Source organism: Pseudomonas sp. NS1(2017) (assembly GCF_002269425.1).
Taxonomy (GTDB): domain Bacteria; phylum Pseudomonadota; class Gammaproteobacteria; order Pseudomonadales; family Pseudomonadaceae; genus Aquipseudomonas; species Aquipseudomonas reactans.
In genome coordinates, this window is the sequence record NZ_CP022960.1 from 1,410,095 (window position 1) to 1,435,002 (window position 24,908).

A 24,908-nucleotide genomic window follows, 5' to 3' on the forward strand; every position below is an offset into this window, starting at 1 on the left:
CGTTTCTTAGCATTTATTTCGCATTCATCCAGCGATTTGGCAATAACGCGATCAAAGGTCATAAAAAAGGAACGGCCCAAAACCTCGTCAGTCACTACTTAAGCAATGCGATTCCCGGGTGCCGTGCCTGGGTCTGAATAAGGAGTTTTGACTGATGAGTACGAAAAAGCCAAAGAGCGAACTCGCCGGAACCGACACCCTGGACCGTAAGAACACCAACGCCAAGCTGGAAGCCTTGGAAGAATTTCGCTCCGACGCTACCGGCCAGGCCCTGCGTACCAACCAGGGCGTGAAGATCGCCGACAACCAGAACAGCTTGAAGGTCGGCGCGCGCGGGCCTTCGCTGCTCGAAGATTTCATCATGCGTGAAAAGATCACGCATTTTGACCATGAGCGCATCCCGGAGCGCATCGTGCATGCTCGCGGCACCGGCGCCCATGGTTACTTCCAGACCTATGAGAACCATTCGGCGCTGACCAAGGCCGGTTTCCTGCGTGATCCTGGGCATAAAACCCCGGTGTTCCTGCGCTTTTCCACCGTGCAAGGCCCGCGTGGCTCGGGTGATACGGTGCGCGACGTGCGCGGTTTCGCCGTGAAGTTTTTCACCGACGAAGGCAACTTCGACCTGGTCGGTAACAACATGCCGGTGTTTTTCATCCAGGACGCGATCAAGTTTCCTGACTTTGTCCATGCGGTAAAACCCGAGCCCCACAACGAGATTCCTACAGGCGGTTCGGCCCACGATACCTTTTGGGACTTCGTGTCGCTGCAGCCGGAATCGGCGCATATGGTGATTTGGGCAATGTCCGACCGGGCGATTCCTAAAAGCCTACGGGCCATGCAGGGCTTTGGCGTGCACACCTTTCGTTTCATCAACGCTGAAGGGACATCCAACTTCGTTAAATTCCACTGGCGTCCTACGGCCGGCACCTGCTCACTGGTGTGGGACGAAGCGCAAAAGCTCGCCGGTAAAGATACCGACTACCACCGCCGCGACCTCTGGGAAGCGATTGAAATGGGTGATTACCCCGAGTGGGAGCTGGGCGTGCAGGTGATTCCCGAGGAGAAGGAGCATGCGTTCGACTTCGACATTCTCGACCCGACTAAGCTGATCCCTGAAGAATTGGTGCCAATCACCCCGCTGGGCAAGATGGTGCTGAACCGCAACCCGGATAACTTCTTTGCTGAAGTCGAGCAAGTCGCTTTCTGCCCAGGTCATATCGTGCCGGGCATCGATTTCTCCAATGACCCGTTGTTGCAGGGCCGTCTGTTTTCCTACACCGATACGCAGATCAGCCGACTCGGTGGTCCGAACTTTCATGAGTTGCCTATCAACCGTCCGGTGGCGCCGTTCCATAACGGCCAGCGCGATGCCATGCACCGCACCACCATCGACAAAGGGCGTGCGGCGTACGAACCCAACTCCATCGATGGCGGCTGGCCCAAGGAAACCCCGCCTGCGGCGCAGGACGGCGGCTTCGAGTCGTACCATGAGCGCATCGATGCCCATAAGGTGCGTGAGCGCAGCGAGTCGTTCGGCGATCACTTCTCCCAGGCGCGACTGTTTTTCCACAGCATGAGCAAGCATGAACAGGAGCACATCATTGCGGCCTACAGCTTTGAGCTGGGCAAGGTGGAGCGTGAGTTCATTCGCGCGCGCCAGGTGAATGAGATCCTGGCGAATATCGACCTTGAACTGGCCAAGCGTGTGGCGCAGAACCTCGGGTTGCCGGTGCCGAAGAAAGGCACGGTGACGGAGCGCAAGACGTCGCTGTCGCGCTCACCGGCCTTGAGCCAGGCGAACCTGCTGTCGGGCGACATCAAGACGCGCAAGGTGGCAATCCTCGCGGCGAATGGCGTGGATGGTGCGGCGATCGAGGCGTTGAAGAAAGTGCTGAAGGCCGAAGGCGCCCACGCCAAATTGCTCGGGCCGACCTCGGCGCCGGTCACCACGGCGGACGGCAAGAGTTTGCCGGTGGATGCGTCCATGGAGGGCTTGCCGTCCGTGGCGTTCGACGCGGTGTTTGTACCCGGCGGCGCCAAATCGGTGAAGGCGTTGAGCGAGGACGGCGTGGCGTTGCACTACCTGCTGGAGGCGTACAAGCATTTGAAAGCGATTGCGGTGGTGGGAGAAGCCAAGCAGTTGCTGGACCTGTTGAAGCTGGAGGTTGATGCGGGGTTGATCGTCGGCGGGGATGCCAAGGCATTGAAGGCGTTTGTGGCCGCGATTGCCCAGCATCGGGTCTGGGATCGGGAGCCTAAGGCTAAGGCGATTCCGGCTTAAGCGTTAAAAGGATCGCTCCCACTGGGTGGGAGCGATCATCTTTTCTTACTCCGCCTTGCGCGGAATCAACACAACCTGCGCCGGAATCTTCTTCAAGATCTGCCGGTGAATCTTCAGGTCATACCCCGAATCAATTCGCTTCACCCGTTTGGTCAGCAGCGTGGCCAACCACGGGTAATCCTGGGTGCGCGGCGCCTGGATGGTCACATCGCACTGGTAATTCACCACGTCGGTGGCGATGGCATCCAACTGATGGCGCAGTTCTTCGATATCGGTGAGGTTCAACGCCACGGTGGTGCTTTCGGCCGCCGGGTCGATGACCTTGGCCGCAGGCTTGGCTTCGGCGGCCTTCAGGGCGGCTTCGGCTTTATCCAGCTCGGCCTTGCGGGCGTGGGTGATGGCGCTGTTGACGCCGCCGGTCAGTGCGGGCGCCTTGGGCATCAGGGCGCGGGCGCGGCTCAGGGCGGTTGCAGCTGCGTTGACGTCACCCTTTTGCAGCACGATCTGGCTGCGTTGCAGGTAGGCTTCCGCCAACTGACGCTGATAGTTTTCCAGCGCCGGGTCGTTGGGCGACTGCGCTTGCAGTGCCGCCAACTGGTCTTCGGCAGTGGCCAACTCGCTGCTGGCCAGGTTTTGTTCCAGCTGCGCGATGGCCGCAGCGCGTGCGTCCGGGGCCTCGGGGGCGGCGGGCGGTGTGCTTTGACAGGCGCCCAGCAGCAGGGAAAATGCGGCAAGGAGCAGATAACGGGAGGTGAACGGCTTCATTCCTGCGACTCTCTATTTGCGCAAAAAGCGAGCAAGTCTACACCCCTCGACGGGGCAGGACAAAACTCAGCAGAAACAGGGCGGCGGCCGTGACCACAATCGATGGCCCGGCCGGCGTGTCCTTGAACCAGGACAGCGCCAGGCCCCCGCACACTGCAAGCATCCCCAGCAAACTAGCACCGATGGCCATCTGCTCCGGAGAACGGGCATGGCGCTGGGCAGCAGCTGCGGGAATGATCAGCAGCGATGTGATCAACAATACGCCGACAATCTTCATCGCGACAGCAATCACCACGGCGATCAACAACATCAGGGCCATGCGCAGGGTCGGCACGGGCAGACCTTCCACCGTGGCCAGCTCTTCATGCACGGTGATTGCCAGCAGCGGCCGCCACAGGGCCACCAGCAGCACCAGCACGGCTGCGCTGCCGCCGAGGATCCATGCAAGGTCGGTGGTGCTGATTGCCAGCAGGTCGCCGAACAGGTAGGCCATCAGGTCGATGCGCACTTCATGCATGAAGCTCAGCACCACCAGGCCCAGGGACAGCGTGCTGGGCGCCAGGATGCCCAATAAGGTGTCGGAGGCCAGCGGCTGGCGCTGTTGCAGGGTCACCAGCAGCACTGCCAGTAGCAGGCAGCCCACGGTCACGGCGATGGTCGGGCTGACATCCAGCAAGAAGCCCATGGCGACGCCCAAGAGCGCGGCATGTGACAACGTGTCGCCAAAATAGGCCATGCGTCGCCACACCACGAACGAGCCCAATGGGCCCGCCACCAACGCCAAAGCCAAGCCTGCCAGCAGGGCGTAGAGCAGAAAATCAGCCATGCTTGCAGCTATCTCCATGAACGTGGGTATGAGGTGTGGTGGGATCGTCGACCACGGCGCCATGCAGGTCATGGGCGTGGTCGTGATGGTGGTGGTAGATCGCCAGGCTCTGGGCGTTCTTGCCGAACAGCTCGACGAAGGCCGGGTCGCCGCTGACTTGTTCCGGATGGCCGGAGCAGCACACGTGACGGTTGAGGCACACGACCTGGTCGGTGGTACTCATCACCAGGTGCAAATCATGGGACACCATCAACACGCCGCAGCCATGGCGGTCGCGCAGGCGGGTGATCAGGCTATACAGCTCGGCCTGGCCGGCGACGTCGACGCCTTGCACGGGTTCATCCAGCACCAGCAGTTCCGGCTCGCGCAACAGGGCGCGGGCCAGCAGTACGCGCTGCATTTCGCCGCCAGAGATGCTTTGCACCGGGCTGTCGATCACCTGCTCGGCGCCGACTTCCTTGAGCGCCGCTTGCGCACGGGCACGGTCCACACCCGGCACCAGGCGCAGGAAGCGCAACACGGACAACGGCAGGGTTGGATCCACGTGCAGCTTTTGCGGCATGTAGCCGACACGCAGCCTGGGCTTGCGCCACACACTGCCGGTGTCGGGCTTGAGCAGGCCGAGCACGGCGCGCACCAGGGTAGTCTTGCCGGCGCCGTTGGGGCCGATCAGGGTGACGATCTGCCCAGGCTCCACGCTCAGTGCGATGTTATCCAGCACGGCTTGCCCGGCGAACGTGACCCCGACCTGTTCCAGGCGGATTAACGCGTTGCTCATCAAGCCCCCTGGCAGCCCGAGCACAGGCCGACCACTTCGACCGTTTGCCCTTCGACCCGGAAGCCGACCTCGGCAGAGCTCTTGACGATGGCGTCGCTGATGCTTTTTTGTTCAAGCTCGATGGCGGCGTGGCACTCGCGGCAGATCAGGAACTGGCCCTGGTGCGCGTGTTCCGGGTGGCTGCAACCGACAAAGGCGTTCAACGAGGCAATGCGGTGCACCAGGCCGTTTTCCAGCAGGAAATCCAGCGCGCGGTACACGGTCGGCGGCGCGGCGCGGCGGCCATCCTGCTCACTGAGCACGCCCAGGATGTCGTAGGCGCCCAGCGGCTTATGGCTCTGCCACACCAGTTCCAGCACGCGGCGACGCAAGGCGGTCAGGCGCAGACCCTTCTGTGTGCACAGGGTATCGGCCTCTGACAGCGCGGTATGCACGCAATGAGAGTGGTCGTGGGGACGGCTGGCAAGCGGTGTTTTAGGCATGAGCGGCGACAGACATTTGATAGAGACGTTATTATGTTACCCGTTCCTACGCCATTGAGTGGTCATCGTGTCCCGACTTTTTCCCGTTTTTGTCGTATTTGTCACCAGTTTGTTCGTCGCGAGCGCCGCTCAGGCCGAGGTCAAGGTGCTGACCAGCATCAAACCGTTGCAACTGATTGCCGCGGCTGTGCAGGACGGGGTGGCGGTTCCTGAGGTTTTATTGCCGCCGGGTGCATCGCCGCATAACTATGCGCTGCGCCCATCCGACGTACGGCGTGTGCAGTCGGTGGACCTGCTGTACTGGATCGGCCCGGATATGGAGAGTTTCCTGCCGCGTGTGCTGAAAGGTCGTACGGCCGCGACAGTGGCAGTGCAGGACCTGCCAGGCATGAAGCTGCGTCGTTTTGCCGAAGATAGCCACTCACACGCCGATGAAGCCGACGAACATGACCACGATCACCGTCCAGGCAGCCTGGACGCGCACTTGTGGCTGTCGACGGTGAACGCTCGGGTGATTGCAGCGCGCATGGCGACTGACCTGGCTGCCGCCGATCCGGCCAATGCTGCGCGTTACCAGAGCAACGTAAAGGCGTTCGATGAGCGCCTCGATGCCCTGGATGCTCGCCTGAAGGTCCGCTTGGCGCCGATTGATGGCAAACCTTACTTCGTGTTCCACGAAGCCTTCGATTACTTCGAAGACACTTACGGCCTCAAGCACACCGGCGTGTTCAGCGTGGCTGCTGAGGTACAACCCGGCGCCCAGCATGTGGCGGCGATGCGTACGCGTTTGCAGGAAGTGGGCAAGACTTGCGTGTTCAGCGAGCCGCCGCTGCGTCCACGGCTGGCGGAAACGCTCGTCTCCGGTTTGCCGGTGAAGCTGGCGGAGTTGGATGCGTTGGGTGGTTATACCCCGGCTACCGCTCAGGGGTATGAGCAGGTGCTGGAGAAGCTGGGTAATGATTTGGCTGGGTGTCTGGAGTCGCTGTAACGCCACACTGTAGGAGCGAGCTTGCTCGCGAAAAACGTTAACGATGACGCGTTTACCCTGGATAAACGCGGCGTTCTCGGGTTTTTCGCGAGCAGGCTCGCTCCTACAGGTAGAGGTGTTACATCGCAAATGGGAGTTGGACAGTCACTTGCTGACGCTGCACCAAGCGATGCTCGAACTCCGCCGGATCATGAATCAACACATCCTGCCCGGCGAACGACTCGGCCGCGATCAGGCGTGACAGCCAGAACCGCACACACGCCACGCGCAGCATCGTCGGCCACAACTCGGCTTCCTTGGCGGTGAACGGGCGCAGCCCTGCGTAGGCGCCTAGCAATGTCCGGGCGCGCTGCCCATCTATTACGCCGTCCGCGTCCGAGCACCAGTCATTCAGTGCGATTGCCACGTCGTACAGCATCGGGCCGGAGCAGGCGTTGTAGAAGTCGATCAAGCCTGTAAGGTGCGTGCCTTCGAACATCGCGTTATCGCGGAACAGGTCGGCATGAACGTTGGCGCGCGGCAGGGCGAGGATCTGGGCCTTGTGGGCTTCGATCTCACTCAGCGCATCCTGCAGCAGGCGCTGTTGCGCGTCGTTCAAGTGCGAAATCAACTGCGCGCCTTCACTGAGCATCCAGTCCAGGCCGCGATCGGTTTTGCGCTCCAGCACCTTCTCGCCCTGTGTTGCCAGGTGCAGATGACCCAGCAGATCACCGACCTGGGCGCAGTGCTGGGCGTTGGCGTCCTTGATGTGCTTGCCGGCCAGGCGCGGTTGCAGCAGCGCCGGTTTGCCTTTCAGCTCGCGCAGGGCCACACCGTCGGTGGTGCGCAGGGCGTAGGGCACGGGCAGGTCGGCGTCGTGGAGCACGTCGAGCAGTTCGATGAAGAACGGCATTTCCGCGACCGGACCGCGTTCAACCAGGGTCAGGACGAACTCGCCCTGCTCCAGGCTGATAAAGAAATTGGTGTTTTCACTACCGGCGGCAATCCCCTGGAAGTCGATCAGGCGGCCGAGGCCGTAAGGGGCGAGAAAGGTTTCCAGCTCGGGCCGAGCCAGGGGGGTGAACACAGACATGGTTAAAACTGCCAGTACGGGCGCCGCAGGGCGCGGCGCCAATTTAAGTTAAGAAATCATTTCCATTCGAAAATCTTCCATGACGGGATCAGCATATCCGGCTGGTCAGAGCGGATGAAGTTCGCGTCGGTTCCGTCCGCGCGCACCAGGAAATACGGAGGCGCGCCCTTAGGCGTTACCTTGATTGCGTACAGGAAACCGTTCTGGCGGTACTCCTGGATGGTCTTGTCGCCTTCCGTGCGAATGGTAACTTCCGGATCGCCCCCAGGGGCACTGTCTGCCGCCATGGCAGCCATCGGAGCGAGTGCAATCAAGCCGGTCAACAGCAGGCGATTGAATGTACGCATGATAACCTTGTCCCTTTGTCGTCATTGGTCCGGCTATTCTAGCGCCTGACCCGCCGAAAAGGTTGATTCTGCTCATGAGCCAAGCACCCCTCGTCCTGGTGGACGGTTCTTCTTATTTGTACCGCGCCTTCCACGCGTTGCCACCGCTGACCACCTCCAAAGGCCTGCCCACCGGTGCGGTCAAGGGCGTGTTGAACATGCTCAAGAGCCTGCGCAAGCAGTATCCGGGCAGCCCGTTCGCGGTGGTGTTCGACGCGAAGGGTGGGACCTTTCGCGATGACATGTACGCCGAATACAAGGCCAACCGCCCGAGCATGCCCGATGACATGCGCCTGCAGATCGAGCCCCTGCACCAGAGCGTGATCGCCCTGGGATTCCCGTTGCTCTGCGTCGAAGGCGTCGAAGCTGATGACGTGATCGGCACCCTGGCTCGCAGCAGCGCGGCTGCCAACCGCCCGGTGGTGATCTCGACCGGTGACAAGGACATGGCGCAGCTGGTTGACGGGCACATTACCTTGGTCAACACCATGACCGGTAGCGCGATGGATATCGACGGCGTAAAGGAGAAATTCGGCGTCGCACCGGAGCAGATCATCGACTATCTGGCGTTGATGGGCGATTCGTCCGACAACATTCCAGGCGTTCCGGGTATTGGTCCCAAGACGGCTTCCGGCCTGCTCGTCGGTGTGAACGGCGGTATCAAAGAGCTTTATGAGCAGTTGGATATCGTGCCGACCCTGCCTATCCGTGGCGCCAAGACGCTGCCGGCCAAGCTGGAAGAGCATCGCGAGAGTGCATTTCTTTCTTACCAATTGGCGACAATCAAGTGCGACGTACCGCTGGATGTCGGCCTGGATGACCTGCACCTGATCGAGCCGGATCGCGAGAAGCTGCTGGAGCTGTACTCGCTGTTGGAATTCAAGAGCTGGATTGACGAAATCCAGCGCGATGTGAAGCGTGTGGAGCTCAAGGCTGCGCCTGTTGTTGAGGACGTCGTTGAAGCCGTCGCGCCGACAGAGGCGAGCTACACCACCATTCTCGACCAGGCGACCTTCGACATCTGGTTGAAGAAGCTCAACGACGCGAAGTTGATCGCCTTCGACACCGAAACCACCGGTATCGACGCCCAACAGGCGCAGTTGGTCGGCGTGTCCTTCGCCGTCCAGCCCCATGAAGCGGCCTACATCCCGCTGACCCACTCCTACATCGGCGCGCCGGAGCAGTTGGATCGTGACACCGTGCTGCTGGCCCTCAAGCCGCTGCTGGAAGACCCGGCCAAGCTCAAGGTCGGCCAGCATGCCAAGTTCGACATGAACATCCTGGCCAACTGCGCCATCGGTGGCGACCCGGCGCACGGCATTACCGTACGCGGCATCGCCTTCGACACCATGCTTGAGTCCTACGTGCTCAATTCCACGGCAACCCGTCACGACATGGACAGCCTGGCCAAAAAGTACCTGGACTACGACACCGTCGCTTTCCAGGACATCGCCGGCAAAGGCGCCAAACAGCTGACATTCGACCAGATCGCGCTGGAGCAGGCTGGCCCGTATGCGGCAGAAGACGCCGATATCACCTTGCGCCTGCACCAGGCGCTGTTTGCGCAACTGTCGGCCATCCCGAGCCTGGCGAGTGTGCTCACGGATATCGAAATCCCATTGGTGCCGGTGTTGGCGCGTATCGAGCGCCAAGGCGCGCTGGTTGACAAGGATCTGCTGGGCATCCAGAGCATCGAGCTGGGCAACAAGATGGTCGAGCTGGAGCGCCAGGCGTTCGAGATCGCTGGCGAGGCGTTCAACCTGGGCTCGCCCAAACAGCTCGGCGCGATCCTTTACGAGAAACTCGGCCTGCCGGTATTGAAAAAAACCGGCAAGGGCCAGGCCTCCACGGCTGAAGAAGTGCTGGCCAAACTGGCCGAAGATGACTACCCGCTGCCCAAGGTGCTGATGCAGTACCGCAGCATGAGCAAGCTGAAAAGCACCTATACCGACCGCCTGCCGGAGCAGATCAACCCGCGCACCGGGCGCATCCACACGTCCTATCACCAGGCGGTGGCGGCCACCGGGCGCTTGTCGTCCAGTGATCCGAACCTGCAGAACATCCCGGTGCGTACCGCTGAAGGGCGGCGGATCCGCCAGGCGTTCGTCGCGCCCAAGGGCTACAAAATGTTGGCGGCGGACTACTCGCAGATCGAACTGCGGATCATGGCGCACCTGTCCAAGGACGAAGGCCTGATGAACGCCTTCCGCGACAACCTGGACGTGCACACCGCTACGGCGGCAGAAGTGTTCAAGGTTGAGCTGGACGAGGTCACCTCGGATCAGCGTCGCAGCGCCAAGGCAATCAACTTCGGCCTGATCTACGGTATGGGCGCGCAGAAGCTGGGCAAGGACATTGGCGTCGATACCAAGACGGCCAAGGCGTATATCGATGTGTATTTCGCCCGTTATCCCGGGGTTCGCGAGTACATGGAGCGCACCCGCGCCCAGGCGGCTGATCAGGGTTATGTCGAGACGTTCTTCGGCCGCCGCCTGTACTTGCCGGACATCAACTCCAATAAGCCCCAAGAGCGCGCAGCGGCAGAACGTACCGCGATCAATGCGCCGATGCAGGGCACAGCGGCGGACATTATCAAGAAAGCCATGGTGCGGGTGGACAATTGGCTGACCGACTCAGGCTTGGATGCCAAGGTGATCCTGCAGGTGCACGATGAACTGGTGCTGGAGGTGCGTGAGGACCTGGTAGCGCAAGTCAGCGAGAAGATTCGCGAGCACATGAGCGCTGCCGCGCAGTTGGATGTGCCGCTGCTGGTGGAGGTGGGCGTGGGCAACAACTGGGACGAAGCGCACTGATTTCGGGACTCTGCCATCACCTTGCGTGATGGCAGAGTGCTTTAGTGCGGAAATCGCCATCGGTTATTTCAAATAGTTTTTCGAACCTGCCGGAACTTAACCCGTGAACTGCTACTCAGAGTTACTGAATGGGTGGTGAAGCCCTTCAATGCTCCTATGTTGTGTTAAGTGTTGGCAGATATCTGGACCCCGCCCTAGCGGTCCGGAACTTGAACCCCGAACTTCCCCTCCCCATAAGAAGTCCGGGGTTTTTTTTGCCTGCAGAAAAGTTACTCGGCCAGTTCCGCGCCCTTGTCGGCCAATTCCATCCAGCCTGCCAGCACCGTGTAGGCTTCTTCCAGGCCCATGCGTTTTGGCGCCGAGAACAGCTGGATGGTGATCGCATCACCCCAACCTTTACGGATTTCGGACTGCACTTTGAGCAGGGTGTTCTTGGCTGCGCCGTAGGTCAGCTTGTCGGCCTTGGTCAGCAGGATGTGCATCGGCATGCCGCTGGCGACGGCCCAGTCGAGCATCAACAGGTCGAAGTCGGTCATCGGATGGCGGATGTCCATCATCAGAATCAAACCCTTCAAACTCTCGCGGCCACCCAGGTAAGCCTCCAGGTGACGCTGCCAGTGCAGCTTCAGCGGGATAGGTACTTTCGCGTAACCGTAACCCGGCAGGTCGACCAGACGCCGATCTTCGTCTAGCTTGAAGAAATTGAGAAGTTGCGTGCGGCCCGGGGTTTTCGACGTGCGTGCCAGGCTGGCGTGGGTCAGGGTGTTCAGCGCGCTGGACTTACCGGCGTTGGAACGACCGGCAAAGGCGACTTCAAAGCCCTCGTCATCGGGGCATTGGTCAACTTTGGCGGCGCTGAGCATGAACGTGGACTGTTGGCACAGACCGAGGATGGGATTCTTGAGTTGCATGAGATTTCCGATGTGGGCGGTGCCGAAAAAGGGTGCGGCAAGCGGTGTCGTTTCCGTTTCAGTAGCGCCAGTATATAATGCCGCAGATTTTGTGTGTGCTTTGTCCCAGCGAAGGATGAGGTTCACGGGAGCGATAGACCTTTATTGCGCATTAGAACGCAAAACGCTCTCAAACCCTGAAATGGTCGACGTATGACCAAGTGGTTGCTCGCTATCGGTGTCCTGGTCCCGCTTTACGGCGCTCAGGCTACACAGGATCCGGAAGCGGTGTACAACCGAGTGTGCGTGGACACGCTGGTCAACACGTGACCCAGGGTTTCAAGGCAATGCCGCCGCGTGGTTTGTGCATGGACTGCAGTACTGAGGATTACCAGGCCATCATTCAGGTGATGGTGAGTAAACCCGGTAGATAACTCTTAAACCCCTTAGCCGTAGTTGGATTAGCTGATGAACAAACTGATCGTGAGTCTGCTGTTGACCTTGGGCATCACCGGTGTTGCCCATGCTGCAGGCGACGCTACAGCGGGCCAGGCGAAAGCCGCCGTGTGTGGTGCTTGCCATGGACCGGATGGTAACAGCCCGGCGCCGAACTTCCCCAAACTGGCCGGCCAGGGTGAACGTTACCTGACCAAGCAGATGCAGGATATCAAGTCCGGCAAGCGCACGGTCCTGGAAATGACCGGCTTGTTGACCAACCTCAGCGATCAGGACCTGGCAGACCTCGCGGCGTATTTTGCCAGCCAGAAAGGCAGTGTGGGAGCTGCTGATCCGAAACTAGTGGCGCGTGGCGAGAAACTGTTCCGCGGCGGCGACCTGGAAAAAGGCCTGCCTGCCTGCACCGGTTGCCACTCGCCCAATGGCGCGGGCATCGCCGCCGCCGGCTTCCCGCACCTGAGCGGCCAGCACGCCACTTATATCGCCAAGCAACTGACCGATTTCCGCAAGGAAGAAGCCGGGCGAGCCAACGATGGCGACGCCGCAATCATGCGCACCATCGCCCGCAAGCTGAGTGATGAAGACATCGCGGCGGTCTCCAGCTACATCCAGGGCCTGCACTAAGGTGCACGCAACGTTAACACTCGATTAATCCCGCGATGCAAGCATAAAAAGGGTGGCCCAGGCTGCCCTTTTTTGTGGCCGCTACCGTTACACTAACGAACTCATGCCCGCGTAGACCTGTCACAACAAAGGTCGCGTGAGGCGACTTTATTTGTCCAGGAGTAAAGCATGCGTAATCTGATCCTCAGCGCCGCTCTCGTCACTGCCAGCCTCTTCGGCATGACCGCACAAGCTGCCGACGTGCCGCTTGAAGCCGGTAAAACCTACGTTGAATTGGCTAATCCGGTTCCGGTTTCGGAGCCAGGGAAGATCGAAGTGGTGGAGCTGTTCTGGTACGGCTGCCCGCATTGCTACGCCTTTGAGCCGACCATCAACCCATGGGTTGAGAAACTGCCTTCCGACGTGAACTTCAAACGCATCCCTGCACTGTTCGGTGGCCCGTGGGACGCCCACGGTCAGCTCTTCATTACGCTGGACACCATGGGCGTAGAGCACAAAGTCCACAACGCTGTGTTCAATGCTATCCAGAAAGAAGGGAAGCGTCTGACCAAGCCAGAAGATATGGCTGACTTCGTGGCCACTCAAGGTGTCGACAAAGCCAAGTTCCTTGAGACCTTCAACTCCTTTGCGGTCAAGGGCAAGATGGCTCAATACAAAGAGCTGGCGCAGAAGTACGGTGTGCAAGGTGTTCCTACCATGATCGTCAACGGCAAATACCGTTTCGACCTGGGCACCTCCGGTGGTCCTGAGCAGACCCTCAATGTTGCCGACCAGCTGATCGCCAAAGAGCGCGCAGCCAAGTAAGGGGCCCGTCATGCGCCGCTGGGGTACCGAACGTGGGGTTGGCCTGCATGACCCGCAGGTCAACGAACATCACCTGGAATCCACGGGCCTGCCGGCAGACAGCCGTCTGCGCCTGCTGAGCTTCAATATCCAGGTGGGTATCAGTACCGAGAAGTACCGGCATTACCTCACCCGTGGCTGGCAGCACCTGCTGCCCCACAATGGGCGTGCCGGCAACCTGCAGAAGATCGGCAACCTGCTGAGCGACTTCGATCTGGTTGCCCTGCAGGAAGCCGACGGCGGCAGCATGCGCTCCGGTTACATCAACCAGGTCGAGCATCTGGCCCAGCTCGGTGCCTTCCCCTATTGGTATCAGCAACTCAATCGCAACCTCGGGCGCCTGGCGCAGCACAGCAATGGCGTGCTCAGCCGCTTGAAACCCTCCGCCATCGAAGATCACCCGCTGCCAGGCCCCAAGGGCCGGGGCGCGATTCTCGTGCGGTTTGGCGAAGGCCCGGAAGCCTTGGTGGTGGTGATGATGCACCTGGCGCTGGGTGCCCGTACCCGCACCATGCAACTGGCCTACATCCGAGAGCTGATCGGCAATTACAAACACCAGGTGCTGATGGGGGACATGAACACCCACGCCAGCGATCTGTTGCAGAATTCTCCGTTGCGCGACCTCGGGCTACTGGCGCCACAAGCCGAAGCCACGTTCCCCAGCTGGCGCCCGCAACGCTGTCTTGACCATATCCTGCTCAGTCCTACCCTCACACTTGAAAGTGTGCAGGTGCTGGCGCAGCCCATTTCCGATCACCTGCCGGTCGCGGTAGAGATTCGTCTGCCGGGTTCGCTCACGGCTGATGCATTACCCGCGTTGAGCCCTGCCCCTCGCGGACCCCTTGCATGAGCGACGACGCCCAGCGCTGGAAAGAAAAATACCTTAAAAGCATCGAGCAACAAGAAAAGCTCGAACGCCGTTGGGCCGCCCGTCTCGACCTGCTGCGCCGTGGGCTGGTGCGCAGCACCCTGGCCGCTGAAGGCACTGACCGCGCGGTTGACCAATGCATGAAGGAAATGCGCGACGTTGTCCGTACCGATGATATGGACGCCGCCCTTGCCGCCTTGCTGCCGCGCCTGGAAAAGGCCGTGCTGGATTCGGAACAGCGCCGTGAAACCCGGGTGGACCAGATCAGCACGGCGCTGACGTCCCTGGTCACGCAACTGCAAAAGCTGCCGCTACCGCGTGAAGTGGCCCGTCCGCTGAAGACGTTCGCCAAGCAGCTAGACGGCCGAGTCAGCCAGGCGCGCGAGATTCCCTTGCTGCTCAGCGAATTGAGTGGCCTGCAAGGCCAGGCGTTGAACAACCTGGAGCCGGACGGCGAAACCCCGCGTCCGGGGCCAGGGCTTTTGCAGCGCTTGTTCGGCTCCAAAGAAGTCGTGAACGAGGCGGTGGAAAATGAACCGACGCCCCGACCGGCCCCGCAGCCTGCGGTAGCCAAGCAGGCGGCTGCCGAGCCACAGCCGCCCGAGCAATCCGAAGAGCTGACGCAAGCGTTGCGCGCCTTTGCGCCGCAGCCTCAAGAAACGCTCGCCCCCGTCATTGAGCCTGTAGCACCCGTTAAGGTGGCCCAGCCCTCCAGCGAAACCTTCGTCTATGAAGCCCCGCCTCAAGCCGCACCCATTGAAGCGCCAGTAGCGCGGGTCGAGCCCGAGCCTCAAGTCGAAGAGCCTGCGCCGGAAAGCGCGCTCGCCGCCTTCATCGAAACGCCTGAGGTTCAGGTCGAAGCGCCGGATGAGACCGTCATCGGCAGCCTGTCGCTTCCTCCGGTGTTGGAGGTCGAAGAGCCAGATCCCGACGAGCTGCAAGCGGATGGCACCTATGCCTTGCCCGACTCGCCGGAACCGTCCTACAGTTCTGTGGCCAAGCACATCGAGGACACCCTGCTCGGCCTGCTGGAGGAACTCTCGCTGCCCGAGCGCCACCGACCCCAGGCCGAAGCCATGCGCGAGCGCCTGGCCCACGGCCTGAACTGGTACGAACTGCTGCCGATCCTCGACGACCTGGCCGTATTGATGCTGGCGATCACCGACAGCGGTCAGCATGAGTTCGAGGCATATCTCAAGCAGCTCAACGAGCGTCTTGAAGCCTTCCAGGGGCACTTGCAGGTCGCCAGTGACGGCCATGCCGATAGCCGTTCCGCCGCCCGCGAGCTGGACACGCAGATCCGCGAGCAGGTCGATGGCTTGCAAAGCAGCGTGCAGGAAGCTGCCGACCTGGACAGCCTCAAGCACGTGCTGGAAAGCCACCTTGAAGGCCTGCTGGGCACAATGGACGAGCACCAGCAACAGCGTGACCAGCGCGAGCAGGAAACGGCAGCGCGTCTGAAAGGCTTGGCCGAGCGTGTTGCCAATATGGAGCAGGAAGCCCAGGGCTACCGCGAGCACCTGGAGGTGCAGCGCCAGAAGGCCCTGATCGATCCGCTCACCGGGCTGCCCAACCGCGCGGCCTGGAGCGAACGCCTGGATCAGGAGGTCAACACTTGGCACCAGCGCGGCAACAACCTGTCGCTGGCGATGCTGGACCTGGATCATTTCAAACGCATCAACGATGGTTACGGCCATTTGGCCGGCGATAAGGTACTGAAGATCATCGCCAACGTGCTGCGCAAGCGCCTGCGTCCGAGCGACTTTATCGCGCGTTTTGGCGGGGAAGAGTTTGTGTTGCTGATGCCAAACTCTTCTCTGTCGGATGCGCTGGCGGCGGGCGAAGTGTTGCGCGCAGCGATTGAAGCGTGCCCGTTTCACTTCAAGGGCGAACCGGTGACCATCACCGTTTCAATGGGGGTGGCGCAGTTCCAGCCGGGAGAGCGCAGTGACCTGGCGCTCAAACGTGCCGATGAAGCGCTGTACCGAGCCAAGGCGGCGGGACGGAACCAGGTGCAGGCCGCCTAAAAGATGTTCCATTTTGTAATTTGACGGTTGGGTCACAACGGGTACGTTACACTGTTGCATTATCGTCTTCAGTGTAATGTCTTCCGCCATGAAATCCTTGTACTTCGCCTTTGTATTTCTTCTGCTCGCAGGTTGCGCCAGCGGCCCGCGCCTGGACACCAGCCATCCTTCGGTGAACCACGACAACCGCGTGCAGTTCGTGATTGTCCACTACACCTCCACCAACCTTGAACGCTCCCTGGCATTGCTTACCCACGGCCAGGTCAGCAGCCATTACCTGATCGGCGACGACGCCTCCGGCACCATCTACAAGCTGGTGGATGAAAGCCAGCGCGCCTGGCATGCCGGCGAAAGCGAATGGATGGGCCGCACCTGGCTCAACTCCAGCTCCATCGGTATCGAGATCGTGAACCCTGGCTACAAGGACACCCCGACCGGTCGCTTGTGGTACCCGTACTCCGAAGCGCAGGTTAAATCCCTGGTGGTGTTGCTCAAGGACATCAGCAAGCGCAACGGCATCGACCCCAAGAACATCATTGGCCACAGTGACATTGCACCGCTGCGCAAGCTGGACCCGGGCCCATTGTTCCCTTGGAAACGCCTGGCCGATGAAGGGTTGGGCGTGTGGCCGAATGCCCAGGCTGTTGCGCGGTTCCAGATGCAATACGCGGCGGAGCTACCGAGCATCACCTGGTTCCAGGAAGAATTGGCCCGCCTGGGTTACCAGACGCCTCAGACCGGGGAGCTGGATGTCGCCACGCGCCATGTCATTGCGGCGTTCCAGATGCATTTCCGGCCGACGCTGTTTGACGGCACGCCGGATGCGGAGAGTGCCGCAATCCTGCGCGCGTTGAATCGAACTTAAAGCGGCAACGCCATATAGAACTGAGTGCCCTGCCCCGGCCGCGAATACACGCCCATGCGGCCGCCGTGCAGTTGCACGATTTCCTTGCACAGCGCCAGGCCCAGGCCGGCGCCGCCTTTCTTGCGGCCCACTTGGACAAAGGGTTCGAAGATCCGTCCCTGCTGCCCATAGGCGATGCCTTCGCCGTTGTCCTCGACGCTGACAATCACTCGCTCACCATGACGGCGCGCCTGCAGGCGAATCTGCCCACCCGCCGTCGTGTGGCGCAAGGCGTTGCCCAGCAGGTTGTCCAACACCCGCTCAAGCTGTGCCTGGTCTGCATACAACCGAGGCAGGTCGGATTGAGCTTCTACCAGCAATTCGATGTTCTGAGCATTGGCTGGCTCTACGAAGCGTGCACGGGCGTGCTCCAGCAGGTCAGTCACATCGCACGGCCCCAGCGTCAGCTTCTGCAGACCGTTCTGGTAGCGCGAGAAATTCAGCAGGTCATTGATCAACTGCATCAGGCGCTGCATTTCTTCATTGACCGTATCCAGCAAGTCCGCTTCACGGGACTCCGCCGGAAACTTCGCACGCTCGCGAAACAGCCCGAATGCCATGTGCATGCCGGTCACCGGCGTACGCAGCTCATGGGAGGCGCGTAGTACGAACTCGCTGCGTACCCGTTCGAAGGCGCGTTGTTCGGTGACGTCGTGCAGCACCATCACTGCGCCGAGGATATGCCCCTGGGTATGGCTCACCGGGGTCAGGCTGTACGTCAGCAGGCGCAGTTCGCCTTCCACTTCCACTTCCAAATCGTCCGGCGCCCGCTCCAGATTACCGCCGCGCAGTACCAGTTGCAGTTGCTCATCCAGCTCGGGGCGTGCCAGTGCCTCGCCAAGACCTTGACCGAGGCGTTCCTCGTCCCAGCCCAATTGACGCTGGGCAACGGGGTTGAGGTGTTCCAGACGGCCTTGGCGATCAATCATCAGCAGGCCATCGTCGATGCTGTCGAGTACAGCTTGCAGACGTTGTTGGCCGGCCAGCAACTCATCGACGTTGGTTGCCTGATGCTGGCGCAACGCTTCGGCCATGATGCCGAAGCGGCGTGTCAGCTGATTCATTTCCGCTGCGGACGAGATCGGCAGTGTGACCTCGAAATCGCCCTGGCCGATCTTGTCGGCGGCTTTGGCCAGCGCTTCGATCGGCCCGCCGAAGCGCCGGGCAATGCCATGGGCGGTCACAAACCCGATGATCAGCACTGCAAGCCCTACCAAGCCCAGCAAGCCGGCGATCAGCAACGCGCGCTCACGTGATTTGTGCTCGCTGTTGCTGATGTTCTCCAACGCCTGCTTGTGTTCGTTGATCAGGCCGTTGCGCAACGTATTGAAGGTTTCGGTGAGCTTTTCCTTGGAGCCTGGAGGAGGCGTCGGTTGCTGGGATTCGTCAAAGGCGTCCAGCAGATCCTGATACTGGCCTCGGGCCTCACTGAACCCCGTCCCGCGATCGTCGCGCTGCTCATGGGCGATGCCCTGGTCCAGCAGGTCGAAGTAGCGTTGCTTGGAGGCTTGCAGTGCCTCAGGGTCGGGGCGTTCCTCCAGCATCATGATCAGTTGATCGCCCAAGCTCTGGCGCAGCTTCAGCCCCAAGTCCAGCGTGATGAAGTTGCTGCGAATCAGGGATTCCTGGGTCTTGGCCATTTGCATGACGCTGACCAGGCCCAGGATCAAACCCAGCAGGGCGACGGTGATCAACGCTGAGATACTCAGGAACAGCCGAGTGCGCAGCTTCATCGCTAACTTCATAAGGTGCAGCTCACAGGTTGTACTGTTTGCGTTTGCGGTACAGGGTCGACGCGTCGATGCCCAAGGTACGGGCGGCCTGGTCCAGGGTGTCGCTGGTGGCGAGCACGGCACCGATATGGGCTTTTTCCAACTGATCCAGGCTCAGCGCCGCGCCGATGCGTGGGGCGTTGTTGCCAGGCTGTTCGGCCATGCCCAGGTGGGTGATCTCCACCTTCTCTTGCGGGCAAATGATACTGGCGCGCTCCACTACGTTGCGCAGTTCGCGGATATTGCCCGGCCAGCGGTAGTTGAGCAGTGCTTCGCGCGCTTCATCGCTGAAGCCACGCGCCGGTCGAGCGTATTCCTTGACGAAGCGCGCCAGGAAGCGGTCGGCCAGGGTCAGGATGTCCTCACTGCGCTCGCGCAGCGGCGGCAAGTGCAAGGTGATGACATTGAGGCGGTACAGCAAGTCTTCGCGGAAGCGCCCGTCGCGGACCATGTCTTCCAGATTCAGGTTGGTGGCGGCCAGGATACGCACATCGGCACGGCGAGTGACCGGATCGCCGACGCGCTCGTATTCCTTATCCTGAATAAAGCGCAGCAACTTGGGTTGCAATGTGAGGGGAAAATCGCCGATTTCATCGAGAAACAGCGTGCCGCCGTCTGCCTGGTTGACGCGGCCCAAAGTGCTTTCACTGGCACCAGTAAACGCACCGCGGCTATGACCAAACAACTCGCTTTCCATCAGCTCGGCCGTCAGCGATGGGCAGTTGATGGTGACGCAGGACTTTTTCGAACGCTTGCTCCAACCGTGGATGGCGCGGGCGAGTTCGCCTTTACCGGTGCCGGATTCACCCAGGATGAGAATGTTGGCGTCGGTGCCGGCCACTTGGCGTGCGGTTTCCAGCACCACCATCATTGCCGGGCTGTGGGAATCGAGGCCGTCTTTGGGCTGGCGTACTTCGCCTTCTAGGGCTTCAAGGCGCGCGGAGAGTTGGCGTACTTCCAACTGCTTGGCGGTGGCGAGGCGCAGTTGATCAGGGCTGCAAGGCTTGACCAGGTAATCGGCAGCGCCGGCCTGGATAGCATCAACGGCGGTATCAACAGCCGAGTGCGCGGTCACAATCACCACACGCATCCAAGGCGCCTGAATGCGCATCTGGGCCAGCACATCCAGGCCATTGTCTTCGCCCAGGCGCAGGTCGAGGAAGCATAGGTCGAACACCTGGCGCTGCATCAAGGCATCGGCCTGAGCGGCGCTGTTCGCGGTGGCTACGGTGTAGCCTTCATCTTCCAGGCAATAACGGAAGGTGCGGAGGATCGCGGATTCGTCATCCACTAAAAGAATGCGGCCTTGAAGTTCCTTGGCTGATTCCATCTGTCCCGCGCTCCTTAAACTATGAATGATGGTGTTTAGTCCCGGAATAATCGGGCAAGTTGCATGGTTTATTCTGATCGATAAAAGGCAGCGTCGTGCAGCTATCTGCATCGTTACCTACAAAGCCCCGGCTGATGGCGTTTTCATGCCGTCTTGCCACTTCGGCAACAATCATTTCGTTTTCTATCCATTGATCCGACCGCTGGCCATCGTGCATTTCGCACGGCGCTCAGAGAGGCATCGTGCAGGATGCTGGGGGTCAACCCAATCGATAATATTCAACTCATTGATTTTATTGAGTTTTATTTTGTAAAAAAGCTGGCATGCACTCTGCAATATCTCTCCCAACGAATAATCAAAATGCGGGAGAACAGCAGCATGACTCGCCAAAGCCTCAGCCAATTGCGTGTATCGCCACTGCGCTTGCAACAAGGTCTGTTTGCCAGCCTGGCCCTGATGGTCACGCTGATTGGCGGCCAGCAACTGCAACATTGGCAGCAGAGTCAGCAGCAGATCCCCCAGTTTGAACGTCCGGCCATGACCCAAACCCACTTCCGTTCCGTTGGCAGTGCTGCTGCCGATGCAACAGCCCCGCAATTGCGGATGGTTGACCAGGAGTCTGCCCTGAGTGAACTGCCATCCCAAGAGCGTTGGGTGTTCTAGGCAACAACAGCCGTTCGTATTGAGCGGCTGCACGGCACTACCGCTGTTACCCCTATAAAAGCGTAAGGAGAATCACCATGTTGAGTTGGGCAATCACATTTCTGATCATCGCCATTGTGGCTGCAGTCCTGGGCTTCGGTGGTATCGCGGGCACCGCCACGGGTATCGCAAAAATTCTGTTTGTGGTCTTCCTGGTGATGTTCATCGCTTCCTTCTTCTTTGGTCGTCGCGGCCGAGGCTGAACATGACCACTCTGTCCCTTAAAGCTATTGCTGCCGCCCTGCTCTTGGGCGGCAGCGGCTTGGCGATGGCCGCCAATGACGGCCAATCCCGGGCCAACGAATTGCTCAGCGCGGACCCGCAATACCGCGAAACCTGGCAAGGCGTGGTGAAGAAAGAAGAACGTTTGCCGGAATGGGTGATGAACCTGTCGGGTACCGCTGAACAGATGAACGCCGTGGAAGAAGATGGCGACAAGTATTTGGTCGGGCCGCTCTGCGAATCCGCTGACACGTGCCTGAACAAACGCCTGATCGTTGCCTTCAGCCTCGACAAAGAAGATGCCTACGCCATGTTGGTGGAAGTCCCGGCCGGTCTGCCGGCGGACAAATCCCCGACGCGGCACGCCGATTACCGTTTTATCGGTAAGCCGGATGAAGGCATGAAGAAGTTGCTCATGGAGCAGCTTAAGAAAGATCCGAATTGGTATTAGGTTCCGTCTGACGCGTCTGTCGTCTGCGGAGCCTGCGTCCATAGAAAGAAGCCCCTCGCTTCTTTCTGTTTGCATCGCTCGCCAAGGGCGGTGCATGACCAAGGGGTCGGGTTGCTCTGATCAATCGCGATCGGCGTGACCTACGGGTACAGGGAGTGCCTGCGCAAGGGCCGGGTCAGGCGAAAAGCTGCGACGCAGGTTCACAAGCTCATGGCTTGCTGAACTTGCGGCGGGCTTATTTCTCTTTTGTTATGCCCTCCATAGTCGAATATTCCCCTTCTGCTTGTTCAGAACCATTTCTTGGTATGTCCGCTCGACCATCTATCGATAAAATTTGATGGGGCCTATAGGACGTTTCCGACACTAAGCAGCGGAATTCCCAGGCATTTCTGCCAGCGCTTCAAGGATGTCCTGATTCTCTGAGCGAGCCGGGTTTGGCCGGTTCACGGCATATTTGTCGGACAAAATGTCACATTTGAACTGACCGTTCGGACAGTTATTATAGAAAAAGGCCATGCCGATTCGGCATAGGGTAGGCGTTTACGGCATTAGACGTCGCTCCCTTGCATGGGAATAGTTGCGCCTTTTTTCGCCTGCCAGTAAGCCATTTCGGCCACGCTGCGGTGACCTTCCATGGAGGCAGATGCACACACTTTTTCGCTCTCGAGCGTTGCAGATGGCGCATTTGCCTTAAGTTCACTTGAAGTAAGGGTAATGACATGAAGAAGGCAAAGCTAAGCCTCGCCTGGCAGATCCTCATCGGTTTGGTGCTGGGGATCGCAATCGGTGCAGTGCTCAACCATTTCAGTGCTGAAAAGGCCTGGTGGATCAGCAATGTGTTGCAGCCAGCGGGCGATATCTTTATCCGCCTGATCAAGATGATCGTGATCCCGATTGTGATCTCCTCGCTGATCGTCGGCATTGCCGGTGTCGGTGACGCGAAGAAGCTCGGGCGTATCGGCGTCAAAACCATCCTTTACTTCGAAATCGTCACCACCATCGCCATCGTGGTCGGCTTGCTTCTGGCCAACCTGTTCCACCCCGGCGCCGGCATCGATATGAGTACCCTGGGTACCGTCGACATCTCCAAGTACACCGCCACCGCCGCCGAAGTGCAGCATGAGCATGCGTTCATCGAGACCATCCTCAACTTGATCCCGTCGAACATCTTCGCGGCCGTCGCCCGCGGCGAAATGCTGCCGATCATCTTCTTCTCGGTGCTGTTCGGCCTGGGCTTGTCGAGCCTCAAGCCTGAGCTGCGTGAGCCACTGGTGACCATGTTCCAGGGCGTGTCCGAGAGCATGTTCAAAGTCACCCACATGATCATGAAGTACGCCCCGATCGGCGTATTCGCACTGATCGCCGTGACCGTCGCCAACTTCGGCTTCGCCTCCTTGCTGCCGCTGGCCAAGCTGGTGATCCTGGTTTACGTCGCCATCCTGTTCTTTGCCTTTGCAGTACTGGGCCTGATCGCTCGCCTGTTTGGTTTCTCGATCCTCAAGCTGATCCGCATCTTCAAGGATGAGCTGGTCCTGGCCTACTCCACCGCCAGCTCCGAAACCGTGCTGCCGCGCGTGATCGAGAAGATGGAAGCCTACGGCGCGCCGAAAGCCATCTGCAGCTTCGTGGTGCCGACCGGTTACTCGTTCAACCTCGACGGTTCGACCCTGTACCAGAGCATCGCGGCCATCTTTATTGCCCAGCTGTATGGCATCGACCTGTCGGTTGGCCAGCAGTTGATGCTGGTCCTGACCCTGATGGTCACCTCCAAAGGTATCGCCGGCGTGCCGGGCGTGTCCTTCGTGGTGCTGCTGGCCACACTGGGCAGCGTGGGCATTCCGCTGGAAGGCCTGGCGTTCATCGCCGGTGTCGACCGCATCATGGACATGGCGCGTACGGCCTTGAACGTGATCGGCAACGCCCTGGCCGTATTGGTCATCTCCCGTTGGGAAGGCATGTACGACGACGCCAAGGGCGAGCGCTACTGGAACTCGCTGCCGCACTGGCGCAGCAAGGAAGCCGCGCCGGCCGCCCAAGCGACCCGCAGCTGATAGCACAACAGCTCTAAGACAAACCCCGGATCATTCCGGGGTTTGTCGTTTCTGCCAGCCCCGCTATCATTCGCTCCATTCTTCGGGGGATTCAACTGATGCTCAATGGCCTGTGGCTTGGCTTCTTTGTCGTGGCAATGGTGTCGGCACTGGCGCAATGGCTGGTCGGCGGTAACGCCGGAATTTTCGCGGCAATGGTCGAAAGCATTTTCGCCATGGCCAAACTGTCGGTGGAAGTCATGGTGCTGCTGTTCGGCACCCTGACCCTGTGGCTGGGTTTCTTGCGCATCGCCGAGAAGGCCGGAATCGTCGATTGGCTGGCCAAGGCCCTTGGCCCGCTGTTCCGCCGCCTGATGCCGGAGGTGCCCGCCGGCCACCCTGCCATCGGCTTGATCACCCTCAACTTCGCGGCCAACGGCCTGGGCCTGGATAACGCGGCGACGCCTATCGGCTTGAAAGCGATGAAGGCGCTGCAGGAACTCAACCCGATACCTAATACCGCGAGTAACGCACAGATCCTGTTCCTGGTGCTCAATGCGTCGTCGCTGACGCTGCTGCCGGTGACCATCTTCATGTACCGCGCCCAGCAAGGCGCAGCGGACCCGACGCTGGTGTTCCTGCCGATCCTGTTGGCGACCAGCGCCTCAACCCTGGTCGGCCTGCTCTCGGTGGCGATCATGCAGCGCCTGCGGCTGTGGGACCCGGTGGTGCTGGCCTATCTGATTCCGGGTGCGCTGGTATTGGGCGGCTTCATGGCATTGCTGGCGACCCTTTCCGCGACGGCGCTGGCTGGCTTGTCGTCGATCCTCGGCAACCTCACGCTGTTCGGCTTGATCATGCTGTTCCTGGTGATCGGCGCGTTACGCAAGGTCAAGGTGTACGAGGCATTTGTCGAAGGCGCCAAGGAAGGCTTCGACGTGGCCAAGAACCTGCTGCCCTACCTGGTGGCGATGCTGTGTGCCGTGGGTGTGTTGCGCGCTTCGGGCGCCCTGGATTTCGGCCTGGAAGGCATTCGCCATGTGGTCGCCTGGACCGGTATGGACACACGCTTTGTCGATGCCTTGCCGACTGCGATGGTCAAGCCATTTTCCGGCAGCGCTGCGCGGGCGATGTTGATCGAGACCATGCAGACTCAAGGTGTGGACAGCTTCCCGGCACTGGTGGCGGCGACGATCCAGGGCAGTACCGAGACCACCTTCTATGTGTTGGCGGTGTACTTTGGGTCGGTAGGGATCCAGCGCGCCCGGCATGCCGTGGGGTGTGCGTTGCTGGCGGAGTTGGCGGGTGTCGTGGCGGCGATTGCGGTGTGCTACTGGTTCTTTGGCTGAGGCTTACACCCAAACCTGTAGGAGCGAGCTTGCTCGCGAAGAACGT

The 24,908-nt window shown here is 60.2% G+C and carries 22 protein-coding genes and 1 pseudogene; 14 read left to right on the plus strand and 9 right to left on the minus strand.

Going from position 1 to position 24,908, the window contains the following annotated elements; all coding sequences use genetic code 11:
- Window positions 1-154: 154 nt before the first annotated feature.
- Window positions 155-2,284: a catalase HPII gene (gene katE, locus CI807_RS06810; protein WP_095014137.1), complete on the plus strand. Its 2,130-nt coding sequence runs from the start codon at window positions 155-157 to the stop codon at window positions 2,282-2,284.
- 45 nt (window positions 2,285-2,329) lie between these two features.
- Here katE and CI807_RS06815 read toward each other — a convergent pair whose 3' ends face one another.
- The 4 genes from CI807_RS06815 to CI807_RS06830 are packed head-to-tail and all read right to left on the minus strand — an operon-like array spanning window position 2,330 to window position 5,135.
- Window positions 2,330-3,049 carry a PA5502 family lipoprotein gene (locus CI807_RS06815; protein ID WP_095014138.1) on the minus strand — a complete coding sequence of 240 codons (720 nt, stop codon included), beginning with the start codon at window positions 3,047-3,049 and terminating at the stop codon, window positions 2,330-2,332.
- A 37-nt stretch (window positions 3,050-3,086) separates the two neighbouring features.
- Window positions 3,087-3,875, minus strand: coding sequence for a zinc ABC transporter permease subunit ZnuB (gene znuB / locus CI807_RS06820; RefSeq protein WP_016969536.1), 789 nt, complete (start codon window positions 3,873-3,875; stop codon window positions 3,087-3,089).
- Entirely contained in the window at window positions 3,868-4,653 is a 786-nt protein-coding gene (znuC, locus tag CI807_RS06825) for a zinc ABC transporter ATP-binding protein ZnuC (protein WP_095014139.1), read from the minus strand. The genes znuB and znuC overlap by 8 nt, the downstream gene beginning before the upstream one ends.
- Window positions 4,653-5,135: a Fur family transcriptional regulator gene (locus tag CI807_RS06830; RefSeq protein WP_016978785.1), complete on the minus strand. Its 483-nt coding sequence runs from the start codon at window positions 5,133-5,135 to the stop codon at window positions 4,653-4,655. Before CI807_RS06830 ends, znuC begins: the two co-directional genes overlap by 1 nt.
- A 58-nt stretch (window positions 5,136-5,193) precedes the next feature.
- On the opposite strand from CI807_RS06830, the gene CI807_RS06835 reads away from it, so the two are divergent.
- The gene (locus tag CI807_RS06835) at window positions 5,194-6,123 is read left to right on the plus strand and encodes a zinc ABC transporter substrate-binding protein ZnuA (protein WP_095014140.1); all 930 of its coding nucleotides are present in this window, start codon (window positions 5,194-5,196) and stop codon (window positions 6,121-6,123) included.
- A 118-nt stretch (window positions 6,124-6,241) separates the two neighbouring features.
- Here CI807_RS06835 and CI807_RS06840 read toward each other — a convergent pair whose 3' ends face one another.
- Window positions 6,242-7,195 (minus strand): homoserine kinase, encoded by a 954-nt coding sequence (locus CI807_RS06840; RefSeq protein ID WP_095014141.1) that lies wholly within the window; start codon window positions 7,193-7,195, stop codon window positions 6,242-6,244.
- 56 nt (window positions 7,196-7,251) lie between these two features.
- Window positions 7,252-7,542, minus strand: coding sequence for a DUF2782 domain-containing protein (locus CI807_RS06845; protein WP_016978788.1), 291 nt, complete (start codon window positions 7,540-7,542; stop codon window positions 7,252-7,254).
- Between the two features lie 74 nt (window positions 7,543-7,616).
- On the opposite strand from CI807_RS06845, the gene polA reads away from it, so the two are divergent.
- Window positions 7,617-10,394 carry a DNA polymerase I gene (polA, locus tag CI807_RS06850; RefSeq protein WP_095014142.1) on the plus strand — a complete coding sequence of 926 codons (2,778 nt, stop codon included), beginning with the start codon at window positions 7,617-7,619 and terminating at the stop codon, window positions 10,392-10,394.
- A 269-nt stretch (window positions 10,395-10,663) separates the two neighbouring features.
- On the opposite strand, the gene yihA is transcribed toward polA, so the two are convergent.
- Window positions 10,664-11,305 carry a ribosome biogenesis GTP-binding protein YihA/YsxC gene (yihA, locus tag CI807_RS06855; RefSeq protein WP_016978790.1) on the minus strand — a complete coding sequence of 214 codons (642 nt, stop codon included), beginning with the start codon at window positions 11,303-11,305 and terminating at the stop codon, window positions 10,664-10,666.
- Between the two features lie 192 nt (window positions 11,306-11,497).
- Between yihA and CI807_RS06860 the strand changes: the two are divergent.
- From CI807_RS06860 to CI807_RS06885, 6 genes and pseudogenes are all read left to right on the plus strand, one after another.
- Window positions 11,498-11,718, plus strand: a pseudogene (locus CI807_RS06860) (cytochrome c5 family protein).
- A gap of 34 nt (window positions 11,719-11,752) precedes the next feature.
- Window positions 11,753-12,364: a cytochrome c4 gene (locus CI807_RS06865; protein WP_095014143.1), complete on the plus strand. Its 612-nt coding sequence runs from the start codon at window positions 11,753-11,755 to the stop codon at window positions 12,362-12,364.
- A 168-nt stretch (window positions 12,365-12,532) separates the two neighbouring features.
- On the plus strand, window positions 12,533-13,168 hold the full coding sequence (locus tag CI807_RS06870) for a thiol:disulfide interchange protein DsbA/DsbL (protein ID WP_095014144.1): 636 nt from the start codon (window positions 12,533-12,535) through the stop codon (window positions 13,166-13,168).
- Between the two features lie 10 nt (window positions 13,169-13,178).
- A complete protein-coding gene (locus CI807_RS06875) occupies window positions 13,179-14,057 on the plus strand; it encodes an endonuclease/exonuclease/phosphatase family protein (protein WP_095014145.1) in 879 nt (292 codons plus the stop codon).
- Entirely contained in the window at window positions 14,054-16,102 is a 2,049-nt protein-coding gene (locus CI807_RS06880) for a GGDEF domain-containing protein (protein ID WP_095014146.1), read from the plus strand. Before CI807_RS06875 ends, CI807_RS06880 begins: the two co-directional genes overlap by 4 nt.
- An 88-nt stretch (window positions 16,103-16,190) precedes the next feature.
- Entirely contained in the window at window positions 16,191-16,967 is a 777-nt protein-coding gene (locus tag CI807_RS06885) for an N-acetylmuramoyl-L-alanine amidase (protein WP_095014147.1), read from the plus strand.
- Here CI807_RS06885 and CI807_RS06890 read toward each other — a convergent pair.
- Both CI807_RS06890 and algB read right to left on the minus strand, forming a co-directional pair.
- Entirely contained in the window at window positions 16,964-18,751 is a 1,788-nt protein-coding gene (locus tag CI807_RS06890) for a KinB sensor domain-containing domain (protein ID WP_095014148.1), read from the minus strand. The genes CI807_RS06885 and CI807_RS06890 overlap by 4 nt on opposite strands.
- Window positions 18,752-18,761: 10 nt before the next feature.
- A complete protein-coding gene (gene algB, locus CI807_RS06895; protein WP_016978797.1) occupies window positions 18,762-20,108 on the minus strand; it encodes a sigma-54-dependent response regulator transcription factor AlgB in 1,347 nt (448 codons plus the stop codon).
- 378 nt (window positions 20,109-20,486) lie between these two features.
- Between algB and CI807_RS06900 the strand changes: the two genes are divergently transcribed.
- The 5 genes from CI807_RS06900 to CI807_RS06920 all read left to right on the plus strand — a co-directional run bounded on the left by CI807_RS06900 (window position 20,487) and on the right by CI807_RS06920 (window position 24,862).
- Window positions 20,487-20,771 carry a hypothetical protein gene (locus tag CI807_RS06900; RefSeq protein ID WP_095017514.1) on the plus strand — a complete coding sequence of 95 codons (285 nt, stop codon included), beginning with the start codon at window positions 20,487-20,489 and terminating at the stop codon, window positions 20,769-20,771.
- Window positions 20,772-20,848: 77 nt separating this feature from the next.
- Window positions 20,849-21,013 carry a DUF1328 domain-containing protein gene (locus tag CI807_RS06905; protein ID WP_003170804.1) on the plus strand — a complete coding sequence of 55 codons (165 nt, stop codon included), beginning with the start codon at window positions 20,849-20,851 and terminating at the stop codon, window positions 21,011-21,013.
- 2 nt (window positions 21,014-21,015) lie between these two features.
- Window positions 21,016-21,483, plus strand: a complete 468-nt coding sequence (locus tag CI807_RS06910) for an inhibitor of vertebrate lysozyme family protein (protein ID WP_095014149.1) — start codon at window positions 21,016-21,018, stop codon at window positions 21,481-21,483.
- Between the two features lie 719 nt (window positions 21,484-22,202).
- Window positions 22,203-23,534, plus strand: a complete 1,332-nt coding sequence (gltP, locus tag CI807_RS06915; protein WP_028618660.1) for a glutamate/aspartate:proton symporter GltP — start codon at window positions 22,203-22,205, stop codon at window positions 23,532-23,534.
- 98 nt (window positions 23,535-23,632) lie between these two features.
- Window positions 23,633-24,862: a nucleoside recognition domain-containing protein gene (locus CI807_RS06920; RefSeq protein ID WP_016978801.1), complete on the plus strand. Its 1,230-nt coding sequence runs from the start codon at window positions 23,633-23,635 to the stop codon at window positions 24,860-24,862.
- The last annotated feature ends 46 nt before the right edge of the window (window positions 24,863-24,908 follow it).